Raw genomic sequence first — 16,108 nt, forward strand, 5'->3', positions numbered from 1 at the left:
CCACCATGGAGAATACAGGGACAGGGCTGAATCGATGGATTCAGCCCTGTTTGTTAGTCATGGATCCGAACGACGGTCCGGCCGCTCAGTTCGCCGCGCATCATCGCCTCAGCGTGGCGAGGGACGTCATGCAACGGAATCTCATGAATCATATGGTTGAGCACGTTAGAATCAAGCAGCTCATCCAATCGTTCCCACGCCTTCAGACGACGTACGATGGGTTGCATGACCGAATCAATGCCGATGAGCCGTACGCCTCGTAAGATGAACGGATAGACGGTCGTGTGGAGCTCATGGCCACCGGCAAGCCCACACGCAACGACCGTCCCTTCATAGCGCGTTCGGCTGAGGATATTACCGAGCGTCTCGCCTCCGACCGAGTCGATGGCAGCATCGAACCGCTGTTCATCCAGCGGTCGGGCCGGTCCTTCGAGCTCGCTTCGGGCCATCACGTTCTCGACACCGAGGTCGCGCAAATACGCCGGGTCTTGTTTGCCGGTCGAGGCAATCACGTGATAGCCGAGCTTGTGGAGCAAGGCGATGGCAAAACTGCCGACTCCCCCGGAAGCACCGGTCACAAGTACTTCTTGACCAGGATGCACACCCTCGTGTTCGAGCGCCTCAACAGCGAACATGGCGGTAAGTCCTGGCGTTCCGATTGTCATTGCATCTCGCAGCGCCATGCCTTTCGGTAGTTTGATGAGCCAGTTCCCAGGGACTTGAGCGTAACGGCTGAAGCCACCGAAATGTCGTTCGCCGATGCCGAAACCGGTCGCAATGACATCGTCGCCGGCTTTGAAATCGAGATGGTCGGATTCAACGACTTTCCCGACGAACTCGCACCCGGGGATGAACGGATAATGACTGACGATTTTGCCGGATCCGGTCAGCCCGAGAGCGTCTTTGTAGTTGAGCGCTGAATAATGGACTTCGACGAGGACGTTGCCGTCTTCTTCTCTCGGAAGGGCGTCGAATTTGACGTCGGTCACCGTGGAATGGAGACGGTCGTCTTTTTTGTCGAGGACGAGTGCTTGAAATGATTCGTTCATGGTCAATTGGCCCCTTTCGCTGATACGTATTCTATTCCTTTGTTATCATTCCCCACCTGCCAAAATATATACACGAATGTTTCGTTCTAACAGGGAGTGGAATGGTACAATGAAAGAGATTCAACTAGAGTGAGGAGGAATGAAGCATGCGGCACGACGACTATGAGTTTGATGAAGAAGTAGAAGAAGGCGAATTGTTTAACGTATACGACATTCTGCCACCGGATGGAACCATTCTTGAGATGGCTACGGCCGAAGAAATGGTACGTGCGGCGGAGCTCGAGGCGACGCATAATGCCCTTGAGCGAATCCAAGACTCAAACTTCCAGTTGTCAGGAATCACTTTTAAAGAGTTGCTGGCAGAGTTCGAGCGATACGAGCAAGAATCGATGGAATTCTGGACAGGCGTTTATAGCCGATTGCGCATTCCATGGGCATGGACGATTCGAATCGATGTGGCCAACGGTCCGATTCACGTCGTCAATGACCGCGACATCTTCATCGACGAAGCGGACTTCGAAGAATATGATTTCGAAGAATACGTGGATGATGATTACGAAGACGAAGACAATCAATGAATCCAAAAACGTCTTTCCCTCATTCAGGGAAAGACGTTTTTTTGTGGTCGAGGAATGAGGCACGGATGCGTGTCAGTTCCGTCGCACCGAACCAGAGCCCGACCCCACACAAGACGGCGACACCGCTCACTAACGCGCCGACGATGGCGGTATCTCCAATCATCGTGAACGACAGCGTCAGACTGAACAATCCGAAAAATAATAATCCTCCTGCAATCGTCTTCATGATTAAGTCATCCTTTCTTGTTTCGTCTGCCTTTAGTGTAGGCGGTCTAGTAAGAAAAGGGTGACTGAATTTTATACCAGGTCAAAAATCAAGCGAGGTCATATACGGAATACGTCTTGCCATTCTCGAACGGCTCGTCTAGTAAGTGTTCCGCCAAGATATGGGCGACCGTCTCAGGGGTGCGCAATCGGCCTTCTGTCACGTAAGAACGGAACTGTTCCACGTCACGGAACGCGTCTTCTGATGAGGCCCGGATGCTTGCCTGCATCGCGGTGTCCATCACGCCTGGGTTGAACAAGGCGATTTTATCGTTCGTACCGGTCAATTCAAGGGCGACCGTCTCGGTGAAATGGTCGAGCCCGGCTTTCGTCGCACAGTATGCACTCCAGCCCGAGATCGGGCGCTTGGCGGCCCCAGAGGTCACGTGGATGAGCGAGACGGGCAGATCGTACGCGAGCACCGCGTTCGTCAAGAGCATCGGGGCGAGCAGGTTGGCTTGGACGTGGGCGATGAGCTGCGCGGCGTCCAATTGGCCGGCCCGGTGAATCGGTTCAATCAAGGCTGCGTTTTGGACGACGAGCAAGGATGTCGCCGTCTCGATGAGCGGCTTCACGTGTTCGAGCGCGGCCAGTGTACTTGTCGGATCAGCCAAATCGACCTCGACGTGACGGAACGAGGCATCGGTCGCCTGCGTCCGTGAAAAATTGACGACCTCGTAATCCCGCTTCAATAGTTCCTCGGCGATGGCACGGCCGAGACCGCGCGACGCACCGGTCACGATGGCTAGTTTCATGACAGTTCCTCCTATTCGTGAATCGTCTTCCGGTACCCGTAAAACGGACGGAAGTTCAGTTTTTCGTAATACGTGTGGGATGAAGCATTCGCGAGCATCTCGAGACGCGTCTCAGGGTAGAGCGCATGGACGTGTGACAACAACTGCTCGCCAATCCCGAGGCGACGGTGCGAGGCCGCGATGAGCAGTTCGCACACGTACAGGCTCACGGTTGTGTCGGTCAACCCACGCAAGTAGGCAATCACCAGTCCTTCTGACTCGACGACATAGGCAACGTTCGATTGCCGCCACGCCTGTTTCGTCAAGTCATGTTGTCGAACGAGTTGACTCCAACCTTCCGCTTCATTCAATGCTTGAATCTGTTCAAAATCGGCTTCTTCATAAGGACGAATGACCATCAACCTTCACCTACTTTCATTTCAATGGCTTTCATGAGGTCGAACGCACCATCTGACTCGTTCGAACAGACGACCGAGACGATGTCTGTGGCCGGGTAGTACGCAGAATGAAAACTGACGCCGGGGTCATAGCCCATGACATGATATTTAAACACGTGTCGCTTCGCGTTCAGTTGAATCCACAGACCGTAGCCATAATGTGCGCCTTTATCGTTTACCTTCACATGAGGAGTCAGCAGTCGTGATGTCATCTCATCGCCAAGTAGGCGATGAGCGAGCAAGGCGCTCCAAAGTTTGGCCATATCTTGTGCCGTCACGAACGCGCCGCCGTCCGCTCCGCCTTTGACGGGAATCGAATAGTGGTTCGTCCGCCACGAGCCGTCCGCGTTGTCGATATACCCGAGCGCCGTATTCGCCGGCAAGGCATCGAGCGAGAAGTACCCCGAATCGTTCATGTCGGCCAGCTTGAACACGAATCGTTCGATATAGTCCGAGAACATCAACCCGCTCGCTTGTTCGACGATGAGGCCGAGCAAGATATAACCGGCATTATTATATTGAAACACGCCTCGTTCTTGTCGCATCGGCTCGTGTTGGAACATCGGGAGAAAGTCACGTAGCTGCCGGATGTGATACATCGGACGCTGCCGCCACAATTCCTCGAAATCGTCCATGACAGACTCGTCGAAATAATCGGGGATGCCGGACGTGTGAGTGAGCAACTGTTCGACTGTCACGTCCGGGTCAAATCGGGGGAAGTCGATGGCCAAACACTCGCGGAGTGTCGACGTGAATGCCAACTTGCCTTGTTCGATGAGCTTGCAGACGGCGATGGCCGTGAACAACTTACAGCCCGAAGCGATACCGAATCGGGTCGATGTTCGATTTTCAATTCGTTCCGCCCGATTCGCATAACCTTGTTGATGGTCGAACAGGATGTCATCTTGTCGCATGACGAGCGCCGATCCAGAAAAAGTAGATGAGACTTCATAGCGTGACCAGTCAGGACTCATGGTTGACCTCCAACTTCTAATTTTTAAGTTTACATTTATCAACAAATAAACTTTATGTTTAAACGTTAACCTAAATAATGGAAAAGGTACAGGCGGCATTTCGCTAACGTGATACGATAGAATAGTACATTTAGACGGGGAGCGGGAAAACATGGAACAATTTTGGTTAGGTTTATTAGTTGGATTGATTTTGGTACTTGTTGCACAGAAGACACTTCAATCACGTAAAGAGGTGGACGGAGCCTTTGCACATTTCGGTAACCACGTTAAAGATGTCATCTATATATTTGAAGTCAAACCGACGTTTCGTTTTCGTTACATAAGTCCTTCCCTTGATTTGTATCTAGGTGAGGGCGTTGTAGCGGAAAACTATGAAAATCCAGATGATTGTTTTCGTCGTATTCATCCAGATGATTATCAACTTCTCATGAATAAAGTCTCAGGAAAGATGAGTTACGATGAGGCTATCTCGCAACGTTGGCGCACTAATGACGGTCGTTACTTACGTTTTGAAGAATACACGACCCCAATCTATAAAAATGGTGAGATTGTAGCTGTACAAGGAATCATTCGGAATGTAGAAGCGGCTGTAATGAAACGTGAGGAGTTAGAATATGTGAGCCGTCATGATGAACTCACTGGGGTTTTGAACCGACGTGCCTTTAACGAAACAATTGATCGTCTCTCTTTTAAAAAAGTAGGATTGATAGTCATCGATTTAAATGATTTGAAGAAAATTAATGACCATCAAGGTCATTCGGCTGGTGATCAGTTACTTCAGAAAACGGGACTCCTCTTACAAGGGTTAAGCGAAAACGTTTATCGGATTGGAGGCGACGAATTTGTTGTCTTAACTGATCAACTACAACAAGATGAATTGTTAGATTTGACGGTCTCCATTAGGAGCATGTTTGAATCGAATTACATTTCAGCCGCTGTCGGTGCAGGTTGGGAGGAGCAGTTAAACGATTTCAAGAAATTATATGATCAAGCGGACCAAAACATGTATAAACAGAAGAATAGAAGTAAGACAAATCGACACGTTCCTTGCTAAAAGATATCAGCAAGGAACGTGTCTGTTTGTCTAAATATATTATTCACCAATCGCTTCTTCACGGTCAGTGTCCGTCGTACCGAGATTCGTCAAGTAAACCTCATATTTCGGGAGCCAGTAGCGATAGGACGCCCAAACGAGGCCACCCGTCACAACGAACAAGGCGATGGTCGCCGGCCAGAACCAGCTCGAGACGATCCCGTCCGCATAGGCGAGACCGATCGGTGAGAAGACGAAGTAGACGAAAATCATCGACGCGACAAGGATGATGGAAGTCGAAATTGCATGACGCCATGGCTTGACGCGGCCAAGATCGATGCGAATCGGATTGATGTGTTGCATCGGTCGAACTTTTGCGAATACGAGCATGATGGTCGTTTCGAGGACGAACAAAATCCCGTAAATGTGAATGAAGTTGATGCCAAGGTCGAAGCCGAACCACTGCTCCGTTCCCCAGACGAGGAAGTAATACGTGACGACGTGGAAGCCGATGACGAGTTTCGCGGCAATCGGCGGTACGCGCTTCACGAGCATCCCGATTAAGACGATGACGAGAATCGGGATGTTGAAGAAACCGGTGAAGCGGCGAATCAAGTCCCACAGTCCGTCCGGTGCGTACATCAAGTTCGGAGCGACGAAGAACGAGACGAGCGCGACGAACGTCCCGAACCATTTGCTGACGCGAATCAAATCTTTGTCAGACGCGTCCGGTTTGAACTTCGGCTTATAAATATCAAGCACGAACAAGGTGGCGATACTATTGAGCAACGAGTTGAACGAGCTGAACACGGCACCGAGCAAGACGGCGAGGAAGAAGCCCATGAGCCACATCGGCAACAAGTCGGCAATCAAGCTCGGATAAGCGAGGTCGGCCTTATCGACGTTCGTGCCATACAAATGGAACGCGATAATCCCTGGAAGCAGCATGAAAATCGGGACGAGCAACTTCAAATAGCCGGTGAAAAGCACCCCTTTTTGAGCCTCGGCCAAGTTCTTCGCCCCGAGTGCCCGTTGGATGACGTATTGATTGAGTGCCCAATAAAACAAGTTCGCAAAAATCATCCCCGTGAAGATGGACAAGAACGGAACGGAATCGTTCTCTGAACCGATCGCGTTCAGTTTCTCTGGATTCTCGGTTGCAATCGTCTTCATCCCATCGACGAGGTTGCCGTCACCGAGCGCGATGAAGCCGAGCGTCGGGACGAGGAAACCGATGATGATTAATCCGATCCCGTTCAACGTGTCGGAGACGGCGACGGCGCGGAGACCACCGAAAATGGCATAAACGGCTCCGATAATCCCGATGAACCAAATGACGAGCCAGAGCGACTGCTCGAAGCTGATTCCGAGTAATTCCGGTACGTCAAACAGTTGCAGGACGGCCAATCCGCCGGAATAGAGCATCGATGGGATCGTGACGCACATATATCCGAACAAGAACAACAGGACCGTCAAGCGGCGGACGTCCTCGTCATACCGTTGGCTCAAAAATTCAGGGATCGTCGAAATACCGATTCCGAGAAAACGCGGCAGTAAAAAGAGCGCCATGATGATGGCGGCGATTCCGGCTGTGACTTCCCACGCCATAGCCGACATGTTGCCGGCGAACGATTGCCCGTTTAAGCCGATCAACTGCTCGGCTGACAAGTTCGTCAATAAGAGTGATCCGGCGATAAAGATGCCGGTTAGCCCCCGTCCTGCCAAGAAGTAGTCGTCGGCACTCTCGACTTTCCCTTTCGTCATGCGATAAGACACGTAAGCGACGAGCCCCATGAATAAGGCCCCTGTGATTAATATGTAAACAACTTGTTGAATGGTCAACGACATTCCCTCCCTCAACTTCTTCTTATTTATAAGTACTTTTTCATAACTACCCTTCACGAAGTATGATTATTTCCCGTTTTCTCTTTTGTAAAAGAACTGTAACAAACCTCACAACGAAAAAAGACACCTGAGAGGTCAGGTGTCAAAAAAAGCGAAGCAACGAAGTCGCGACCGTGAAATAAATGATTAAGCCGAGATTGTCGACGACCGTCGTGATGAACGGACCCGACGCGACGGCTGGATCGAGTTTCAATCGATTGATCAAGAGCGGCACGAGCGTCCCGACGATGGTCGCCACGCTGAGCGACGCAAAAATCGACAGACCGACGATTATGCCGATTAAGGCACTGTCATAGAGGACGGTGATGACGCCGAAGATGACGACCATACAGGCGAGACCGAGCAATAGCCCCGTCCCGAACTCACGGCGAATCATCTTCAACACGTTCTTTCGATTAATCGTCCCGAGCGCGATTGAGCGGACGGCGACGACGAGCGATTGGGTGGCGGCGTTACCGGCCGAACCCATGACGAGCGGCATGAAGACGGCGAGCAAGACGATCGTTTCGAGCGTGTCCTCGAAACCACCGATTGTCGACGCAGTGATCATCCCGAGGAACATGAGGCTAATAATCCATGGTGCGCGCTTCATCGCCGCCTCGACCGGTCCCATGTTGATGTCCGACGAACCTTTCGTCGCCGACAGCTCTTCGAAATCCTCGGTCGTCTCGCGTTCGATGACGTCCATGACATCGTCGACCGTGATGATCCCGAGCAGATGGTCCTCGCTGTCGATGACAGGCAGGGCCAATAAGTCATACTTCTGAACGGTCCGGGCCAAGTCTTCCTGATCGGCGAGGACGTGGGCCGACACGACGCGCCGGCCCATGATGTCCGCGATTTGCACGTCGAGCGGGGAGACGATCAAGTCGCGTAGCGAGACGACGCCGACGAGCCGGCGATCGGTGTCGATGACGTACAGGTAATAGATTGTCTCGGCTTCCGGTCCAAGTTCGCGCAAGTCTTCGAGTGTCGCACCGACGGTCTTGTCCGCCTTCAACACGATAAACTCGGTCGTCATGATGGCACCGGCCGTATCGTCCGGATAGCGCATCAAGTCTTTGACCTCGGTCGCCTCGGTCTCGTCCATCAACTCGAACAGTTCGTTCATGAAGTCGTCAGGGAGCTCGGTCATCAAGTCGGCGGCGTTATCCGAGAACATATCGTTCAACACACGTACGGCGAACGGACGTGGCATCTCTTGAATGAACTGTTCCTGTTCGTCCAGTTCAAGTTTTTCAAACAAGTCGGTGAACGCTTCCGGGGATAACGCCTCGTAGACGAACTCACGGGCCGGACGTTCAAGTTCGATGAACAGGTCGGCCTGTTCACCAGGGTGGAGGGTGAGGAACACGTCGCGGAAATCGACCGGGTCCCCTTTTTGAATGAGCGCTGTCACTTGGGCTTCATGACGGGCGCGTTCTGTACGTTCGATTGCCATCGACTCACTTCCTTTTCACATCATTTGTCTATATTATGTCACGAGTTTGAGCGGTCTCAAACAAAATCAAAAAAAAGCTATGAATTTTTTTCACAATCTATACAGCGTGTATACGTCACTTTCTCTCGATTCGAGGGGCCACACCGTTTCTCGAGTGATTGTTCATTCATGTCACGTCATGATCTATGCACTTTTCTGTGGAATCCACCACAGTCCAAACGTCGGACTTGCCCATCGTGGAAATGGGTAAGTTGATAATGTAAGGGTAGCAACACACCCGAATCACAAGGAGGAAGCGAGATGATATCGATGACGGATCAACAAACCGCACGGGATACTACGCTGAAACATCCGATCCACGTGTATTCAGAAATTGGTGAACTCAGGACCGTCCTTTTAAAACGTCCAGGACGCGAACTCGAAAATTTGACCCCGGAATATTTGGAACGACTCCTGTTTGACGACATTCCTCATCTTCCAGTCATTCAAAAAGAACACGATTACTTTGCGAGCGTGCTCCAAAACCGAGGCGTCGAAGTGCTTTATCTAGAAAATTTAATGGCTGAGACGTTGTCGTTGCCGGGTGTCCGTGAACGTTTCGTCGCTGATATCTTGTCAGAGTCCAAATCAAATATCAACGGTTCGTACGAGACGCTGAAAGAATATTTGCTCGCCTACGACAATGAAAAGTTGATTGAGACCGTCATGGCCGGGATTCGGAAATCCGAGATTAAGCCCGAAAAACGGCGCCACTTACACGAGATGATTGAGGACACGTATCCGTTCTATCTCGATCCGATGCCGAACTTATACTTCACCCGTGACCCGGCGGCAGCAATCGGCAACGGGCTATCCATCAACCGGATGAAAGAGCCGGCTCGTCGTCGTGAATCGTTGTTCACACAATATATTATGCGTTATCACCCGCGATTCGCGAAACACGACATCCCGATTTGGTCGGACCGCGACTATCGTTTCGCGATGGAGGGGGGGGACGAGCTCGTGTTGTCGAAGGAAGTCGTCGCCATCGGGATTTCCGAACGAACGACGGCCCAAGGGATTGAACGGGTCGCCCTCAACTTGTTGAAAAAAGGCGGTACATTCAAGAAAGTCATCGCCATCGAGATTCCGAAATCGCGCGCGTTCATGCATCTCGACACGGTCTTTACGATGGTCGACCATGACAAGTTCACGATTCATCCGTTCATCCAAGGTCCAGGAGGCAAGATGAATATCTTTGAACTGACGTTGAACGCCGTAGGCGAACTTCACATCACGCAGCATACGGATCTGTTGAACGTGTTAAAAGCCGCACTCGGTCTCGATGAGATCGTCTTAATTCCATGTGGGGGCGGGGACCCGATTGCCGCTGCCCGCGAGCAATGGAACGATGGGTCGAACACGCTCGCCATCGCCCCAGGCGTCGTCGTCACGTACGACCGCAACTACGTTTCGAACGAGTTGCTCCGTTCCGAGGGCGTTGAAGTCATCGAAATCATGTCGAGTGAACTGTCGCGTGGTCGTGGGGGTCCACGCTGTATGAGCTGTCCGATTATCCGCGAAGACATTTAACGAGGAGGAAACGAGCATGTCCACAACGTACAACTTTGATTTGAAAGGCCGTCATTTTCTATCATTGAACGATTTTTCAGGAGACGAGTTGAACTATTTGATCGATTTATCGGCCGCCTTCAAGCGTCAAAAGCAACAAGGCGTCCCGCATCGCATCTGTGAAGGGAAGAACGTGGCGCTCTTGTTTGAAAAACCATCGACACGGACGCGTTGTGCGTTTACTGTGGCGGCCATCGATCTCGGCATGCATCCGGAATACCTCGGGAAATCGGATATCCAGTTCGGTAAAAAAGAATCGGTGCGAGACACGGCCATCGTGCTCGGACGTATGTTCGACGGCATCCAGTTCCGTGGGTTCGCCCATGAGACGGTCGAAGGTTTGGCCAAAGATGCCGGTGTCCCGGTATGGAACGGGTTGACGGACTTATATCATCCGACTCAAATCTTGGCCGACTTCTTGACCGTCAAAGAACAGAAAGGCGAGTTGTCTGGCATTCGCTTCGTCTATGTCGGCGATGGACGCAACAATATGGGCAACACGCTCTTGATTGGTGGGGCCAAAGTCGGGATGGACATGCGCATCTGCGCGCCGAAATCGCTCTGGCCGTCAGATGAGGTCGTCGATTTTGCCCGCTCGGTCGCTGCTGAGACGGGAGCGAAAATTACGTTGACCGAGAGTATCGATGAAGCGGTCGCCGACGCCGACGTGATTTACACCGATGTGTGGGTGTCGATGGGCGAAGAGGCAGAATTCGCCGAGCGGATCAAGTTGCTCCATCCTTACCAAGTGAACATGGACATGCTCACGAAGACGAATAATCCAGACGTCATGTTCCTTCACTGTCTGCCAGCCTTCCACGACTTGGAGACCGAGGTTGGCCGAGCCATCCATGCCGAATACGGTCTGACCGAGATGGAAGTCACGGACGAGGTGTTCCGGAGTCGTCATTCCTTCGTCTTTGATCAGGCGGAGAATCGGATGCACACGATTAAAGCTGTGATGGCGGCGACGCTCACCGACACGAACGAATGGCTTGAACACTGACGGACGGGAGGGGTTTCCCCTCCGGTTCGTACTAAACGAAAGGGATGAGTTCAATGTCTACGAAAATAGCGCATGACTCAAGTGGAACGGCTGGCATACAACCGGAGAAAAAGGATCGACGATTAGGGCTCGGGGCGTTGACGGCACTCGTCGTCGGTTCGATGATTGGCGGGGGAGCCTTCAACTTGGCGGCCGATTTGGCCCAAGGTGCGAACGCGGGGGCGATTTTGATTGGGTGGGTCATCACCGGAATCGGGATTATCGCACTCGGTCTCAGTTTTCAAAATTTGACGATGCGTCGTCCAGACCTCGACGGAGGGGTGTACAGTTACGCCCGGGCCGGCTTCGGTCAGTTCATGGGGTTCAACTCGGCGTGGGGCTACTGGCTCTCCGCATGGCTTGGTAACGTCGCCTATGCGACGCTCCTGTTCAGTTCGGTCGGTTATTTCTTCCCAATCTTCGAAGGCGGTCAAAACATCGCCTCCATCATCGGCGCCTCGATTATGCTGTGGCTCGTTCATTCGCTCATTTTACGAGGCATTCATGAAGCATCCATGATCAACATCATCACGACGATTGCGAAACTCGTACCGATTTTTGCTTTTATCACCATCACCTTATTCTTCTTCAACCTCGATAATTTCACGTTCGATTTCTGGGGCCAGGGTGGTTTCTCATGGGGTAGTGTGAGAGACCAGGTCGTCTCGACGATGCTCGTCACACTATGGGTGTTCATCGGTGTCGAAGGGGCGGTCGTCTTATCCGGACGGGCCCGCAAGCGCTCGGACGTCGGGAAAGCGACGGTCATCGGGTTGCTCGGGACACTCGTCATCTATCTGCTCATCTCGGTCATGTCGCTCGGTCTCATGAATCCAGAGAACGTGGCGAACGCCTCGCAACCGGCGATGGCGTACTTGCTCGAGTCGGCGGTCGGACCGTGGGGCGCGATGCTCATCAACGGCGGTCTCGTCATCTCTGTCCTCGGGGCGTGGCTCGGGTGGACGTTACTTGCCGCCGAGATTCCATTCGTGGCCGGGAAAGACGGCGTGTTCCCGAAATGGTTCACGAAAGAGAATAAGAACAGCGCGCCGGCCAACGCGCTCTGGCTCACGAACGGATTGATTCAATTGTTCCTCTTCACGTTCCTGTTCTCGGATGCGGCGTATAATTTCGCTTTCTCGCTCGCTTCGAGCGCCATCTTGATTCCGTACGTCTTCTCGGCCTTCTATCAAGTCAAAGTCGCGAAGAACGGCATCGGCTATAACGCCGGTGAACGCCGGACTCGCGACCTCATCATCGGAGCCGTCGCCTCGATTTACGGGATTTGGCTCATCTATGCGGCTGGAATCGACTATCTGCTCTTGACGACCTTACTGTACGCACCAGGTACGTTGCTCTATATCAAGGCACAGCGTGAGAACGGTATCAAGACGTTGACGAAGACGGAATGGATTGTGGCCGGGGTCTTGACCGCGCTCGCCATCTTGGCCGTCGTGCGCATCGTCTCAGGAAATATCTCAGTCTTTTGATCGGGGGAAACCAATATGCGGAATAAACGAGTAGTCATCGCACTAGGTGGAAATGCGATTCAACAAGGAAAAGATGCGACGGCCGAGGCTCAAATTCGAGCCGTCGAGGCGACGGCTGAATCTCTGGCCGCGCTTGTCGCCGAAGGGATTGAGGTCATCATCACCCACGGGAACGGGCCGCAAGTCGGGAATTTGATGTTGCAACAGGCTGCGTCAGATAGTCCGGCGACGCCGGCCTTGCCACTCGACGTTTGCGGGGCGATGACACAAGGGATGATTGGCTATTGGTTCGAGAATGCCCTCACGAAAGCTCTGAGATCGCGCGGTTTGGAACGTTCGGTCGCGCCAATCGTCACGCGGTCGGTCGTCGACCCGAACGATAGTGCCTTCAGTCACCCGACGAAGCCGATTGGTCCCTTCTACGACGAGGCGGAAGCGCAGCAGATGGAACGGACGACCGGTTATGTGTTCAAAGAAGACGCCGGTCGCGGCTATCGCCGCGTCGTCCCGAGTCCGTTTCCAGTGGCGATTCTCGAGCACGCGGTCATCCGTGACCTTGTCGCCCATGAGCACATCGTCGTCGCCTCTGGCGGCGGCGGGATTCCCGTCATCGATACACCAGATGGTTATGTCGGTGTCGAGGCGGTCATCGATAAAGATTTCGCCGCTGCGAAACTCGCCGATCTCGTCGACGCCGACATGCTCCTCATTTTGACGGCCGTCGAGCACGTATTCGTCGATTTTGGGACCCCGTCGGCTCGGGCGCTCGAGGAGACGACGAAAGAACAGCTCGAGACGTATATCGCCGAAGGCCAGTTCGCACCGGGCAGTATGTTGCCGAAAGTTCGGGCCGCCCTTCAGTTCGCCGAGTCAGGCCACGACCGGGTCGCCGTCATCACGTCGCTCGAACAAGCCCTTGCGGCGGTCCGAGGCGAAGTCGGGACGCGCGTCCGACTCGCCGCGACGCTCCAACAATAAACTCAACGCCACAGACAACAGCGTCTGTGGCTTTTTTTCTGAATTGGTAGCTCGTCGTTTTTTATGGTCCGACATGGGGAAGGAATGTTGTATGTCGATTTAGACATTGCTATCATTTTGAGTGTAAACGTTTGCACAAATTAGAAGGGGAGTGACGAAGAGCGGTAACGCTCGAGCTTATGCGTCTATTTGAAGAGGAGAACGTCTATACGCAACAAATGAAACCACAGGCAGATAATCGAGCAATCGTCCAAGGGAGCTGCTATCGCTTCACGGTACTGACGAGCCAACTGATTCGGATGGAATACGCGGAAGATGGAGTGTTCGAGGACCGGCCGACCCAAGTCGTCTTTAACCGGGCGTTCGCAGTCCCGGAGTTTCGCGTGATCGAGGATGAGACGGAACTGCAAATCATCACGGAGCACGTCCACCTCTATTACACGAAAGGGCCGTTCGCGCCGAACACGCTCTACGTCGATGTGAAAGGGAACTTCAGTACGTACTATAGCCGCTATACATTTAACGGACCGGAGCGGACGTTGAAAGGGACGGCGCGCACGCTCGACCATGTCGACGGGGCGACGGAACTCGGTGAGGGCATCGCCTCAAAACAAGGATATGCCGTCATCGATGATTCCGATTCGTTCATCATGACCGAGGACCGTTTTGTGGAACCGAGACGGAAACACATCCATGACTTGTACTACTTCGGATATGGACATGAATATAAGCAGGCGCTGCGTGACTTCTATCAACTGACAGGCCCGACGCCGCTGTTGCCACGAAAAGCGCTCGGCAACTGGTGGAGCCGCTATTGGCGCTACGACGAGACGGAATATAAAGAACTCATGCGTCGGTTTAAGACAGAAGACATCCCGTTCTCGGTCAGCGTCATCGACATGGATTGGCACGTCACCGATGTCCCCGAAGAATACGGGAGCGGATGGACGGGTTATTCATGGAATAAAAACCTGTTCCCGGACCCGAAAGGCTTCTTGACGTGGCTCAAACAAGAGAGTCTGCTCGCCACGTTGAACTTGCACCCGGCGGACGGCGTGCGTGCCTTCGAAGATCAGTATACGGCGATGGCCGAGGCGATGGGCATCGACCCGTCCCAGGGTGACCGCATTCCGTTCGACTTCTCTGATAAGCGCTTCATTCAAGCTTATTTCGAGCAGATGCACCATCCGCATGAAGTCGACGGCGTCGATTTTTGGTGGATTGACTGGCAACAAGGCTCGACCTCGAAAATGGAGGGGCTCGACCCGCTCTGGATGTTAAATCACTATCATGCGGCCGACATCGCCCGTGACGGCAACCGTCCGCTCATCTTCTCCCGTTACGCCGGGCCGGGCAGCCATCGGTATCCGGTCGGTTTTTCGGGCGACACGTTGATTTCGTGGGCGTCCCTGGCCTTCCAACCATACTTTACAGCGACGGCGGCCAATATCGGCTATGGCTGGTGGAGTCATGACATCGGCGGCCATTATCGTGGGTCGAAAGATGATGAACTCGCCGCGCGCTGGGTCGCATTCGGTGTATTCAGCCCGATTATGCGACTGCACTCGACATTGAGTACGTTCAACGGCAAGGAGCCGTGGCGCTTCGGTCTCGAGGCGGAACGGTCGATGAAGACGTTCCTGCGTCTGCGCCATCAATTGATTCCATATACCTATACGATGAACTGGCGAAATCATGTCGGCGCCTTGCCGCTCGTCTTACCGATGTATTACGAGCACCCGGACGAAGACGCGGCATATGAGGTGCCGAATGAGTATTACTTCGGCAGTGAACTCATCGTCTCCCCAATCGTCGAACCGATGAATCGACAGCTCCACGTGGCGGCGACGAACGTCTGGCTACCGAAAGGCGACTGGTTCGACTTCTTCACGGGTCATCGCTACAGCGGAGACAAATCGGTTCGCATGTTCCGTGGGCTCGAAGATCAGGCGGTGTTCGCCAAAGCCGGGGCGATCATCCCGATGGCACCACACCATTCGGGTCGAAACGATACCGACAACCCGGCCGATTTGGAAGTGCTCATCTTCCCAGGCGCCTCGAACACGTTCACGCTCTATGAAGACAATGGGAAGGACCGTGGCTATGAGACGGGAGCCTACGCCGAGACGACGTTCACGCTCGATTGGGAGGAACGGAGCCTTCATATCCAAGTGACAGGTGACCGGTCTGTGTTACCGGTGGACCGCCATGTCACGTTGCTCCTTCGAGGGGTGACCGGGTCTGGTGAATACAAACGGGAGACACAGACGCTTCGCCTCGAGCTCGGACCGATCAGAGACGAGCTGACCGTGGAACTCCCGGTCGATGTGACGGCGAACGACCATCGTCTCGATCGGTTGTATCGCTTCTTGGACCGTGCGGAAATCTCATACGATTTAAAAGACCGGTTATACCGGTCAGCGGCGGCGAAGACGCGACTCGAAGCATGGCTGTTCGATTTACATGCGCTCGAACTCGATCGCGACCTGCAAGACGCGATCATGGAATTGATGCTCGACTGAATACTTTATTGTGACGAAGAGGGGCG

General features: G+C 53.2%; 14 protein-coding genes. 7 read left to right on the plus strand and 7 right to left on the minus strand.

Translation table 11 applies throughout. From position 1 onward, the window contains the following. Positions 1-53 precede the first annotated feature (53 nt). A complete protein-coding gene (locus KNP68_RS02915) occupies positions 54-1,049 on the minus strand; it encodes an MDR family oxidoreductase (RefSeq protein WP_029594539.1) in 996 nt (331 codons plus the stop codon). A gap of 146 nt (positions 1,050-1,195) precedes the next feature. Here KNP68_RS02915 and KNP68_RS02920 point away from each other — a divergent pair, with 146 nt between their 5' ends. Beyond that, positions 1,196-1,627, plus strand: a complete 432-nt coding sequence (locus tag KNP68_RS02920) for a hypothetical protein (RefSeq protein ID WP_021065966.1) — start codon at positions 1,196-1,198, stop codon at positions 1,625-1,627. A 19-nt stretch (positions 1,628-1,646) separates the two neighbouring features. Here the strand turns inward: KNP68_RS02920 and KNP68_RS02925 are convergent, their stop codons facing one another. From KNP68_RS02925 to KNP68_RS02940, 4 genes are all read right to left on the minus strand, one after another. Continuing rightward, positions 1,647-1,853 carry a hypothetical protein gene (locus KNP68_RS02925; protein ID WP_029594540.1) on the minus strand — a complete coding sequence of 69 codons (207 nt, stop codon included), beginning with the start codon at positions 1,851-1,853 and terminating at the stop codon, positions 1,647-1,649. 88 nt (positions 1,854-1,941) lie between these two features. Continuing rightward, positions 1,942-2,646: an SDR family NAD(P)-dependent oxidoreductase gene (locus KNP68_RS02930; protein WP_029594541.1), complete on the minus strand. Its 705-nt coding sequence runs from the start codon at positions 2,644-2,646 to the stop codon at positions 1,942-1,944. Between the two features lie 11 nt (positions 2,647-2,657). Then, on the minus strand, positions 2,658-3,044 hold the full coding sequence (locus KNP68_RS02935) for a GNAT family N-acetyltransferase (protein ID WP_029594542.1): 387 nt from the start codon (positions 3,042-3,044) through the stop codon (positions 2,658-2,660). After that, positions 3,044-4,057 (minus strand): serine hydrolase domain-containing protein, encoded by a 1,014-nt coding sequence (locus KNP68_RS02940; protein WP_035385629.1) that lies wholly within the window; start codon positions 4,055-4,057, stop codon positions 3,044-3,046. Before KNP68_RS02940 ends, KNP68_RS02935 begins: the two co-directional genes overlap by 1 nt. Positions 4,058-4,208: 151 nt before the next feature. On the opposite strand from KNP68_RS02940, the gene KNP68_RS02945 reads away from it, so the two are divergent. Beyond that, positions 4,209-5,111 (plus strand): sensor domain-containing diguanylate cyclase, encoded by a 903-nt coding sequence (locus tag KNP68_RS02945; protein WP_029594544.1) that lies wholly within the window; start codon positions 4,209-4,211, stop codon positions 5,109-5,111. Between the two features lie 39 nt (positions 5,112-5,150). Here KNP68_RS02945 and KNP68_RS02950 read toward each other — a convergent pair whose 3' ends face one another. Then, complete coding sequence (locus tag KNP68_RS02950) at positions 5,151-6,932, minus strand: solute:sodium symporter family transporter (protein ID WP_214798588.1); 1,782 nt, start codon at positions 6,930-6,932, stop codon at positions 5,151-5,153. Positions 6,933-7,077: 145 nt separating this feature from the next. Next, positions 7,078-8,436, minus strand: a complete 1,359-nt coding sequence (mgtE, locus tag KNP68_RS02955) for a magnesium transporter (RefSeq protein WP_029594552.1) — start codon at positions 8,434-8,436, stop codon at positions 7,078-7,080. A 342-nt stretch (positions 8,437-8,778) separates the two neighbouring features. Here mgtE and arcA point away from each other — a divergent pair, with 342 nt between their 5' ends. The 5 genes from arcA to KNP68_RS02980 all read left to right on the plus strand — a co-directional run bounded on the left by arcA (position 8,779) and on the right by KNP68_RS02980 (position 16,082). Continuing rightward, positions 8,779-10,008 carry an arginine deiminase gene (arcA, locus tag KNP68_RS02960; protein WP_029594553.1) on the plus strand — a complete coding sequence of 410 codons (1,230 nt, stop codon included), beginning with the start codon at positions 8,779-8,781 and terminating at the stop codon, positions 10,006-10,008. Between the two features lie 16 nt (positions 10,009-10,024). Further along, entirely contained in the window at positions 10,025-11,053 is a 1,029-nt protein-coding gene (gene argF, locus KNP68_RS02965) for an ornithine carbamoyltransferase (protein WP_029594554.1), read from the plus strand. A gap of 53 nt (positions 11,054-11,106) precedes the next feature. Beyond that, positions 11,107-12,582 carry an arginine-ornithine antiporter gene (gene arcD, locus KNP68_RS02970; RefSeq protein WP_035385630.1) on the plus strand — a complete coding sequence of 492 codons (1,476 nt, stop codon included), beginning with the start codon at positions 11,107-11,109 and terminating at the stop codon, positions 12,580-12,582. 15 nt (positions 12,583-12,597) lie between these two features. Next, complete coding sequence (gene arcC, locus KNP68_RS02975) at positions 12,598-13,560, plus strand: carbamate kinase (protein ID WP_029594557.1); 963 nt, start codon at positions 12,598-12,600, stop codon at positions 13,558-13,560. Positions 13,561-13,739: 179 nt separating this feature from the next. After that, positions 13,740-16,082 (plus strand): glycoside hydrolase family 31 protein, encoded by a 2,343-nt coding sequence (locus KNP68_RS02980; protein WP_214798591.1) that lies wholly within the window; start codon positions 13,740-13,742, stop codon positions 16,080-16,082. The last annotated feature ends 26 nt before the right edge of the window (positions 16,083-16,108 follow it).

It is taken from the genome of Exiguobacterium sp. s50 (genome assembly GCF_018618175.1).
Lineage (GTDB): Bacteria > Bacillota > Bacilli > Exiguobacteriales > Exiguobacteriaceae > Exiguobacterium > Exiguobacterium chiriqhucha.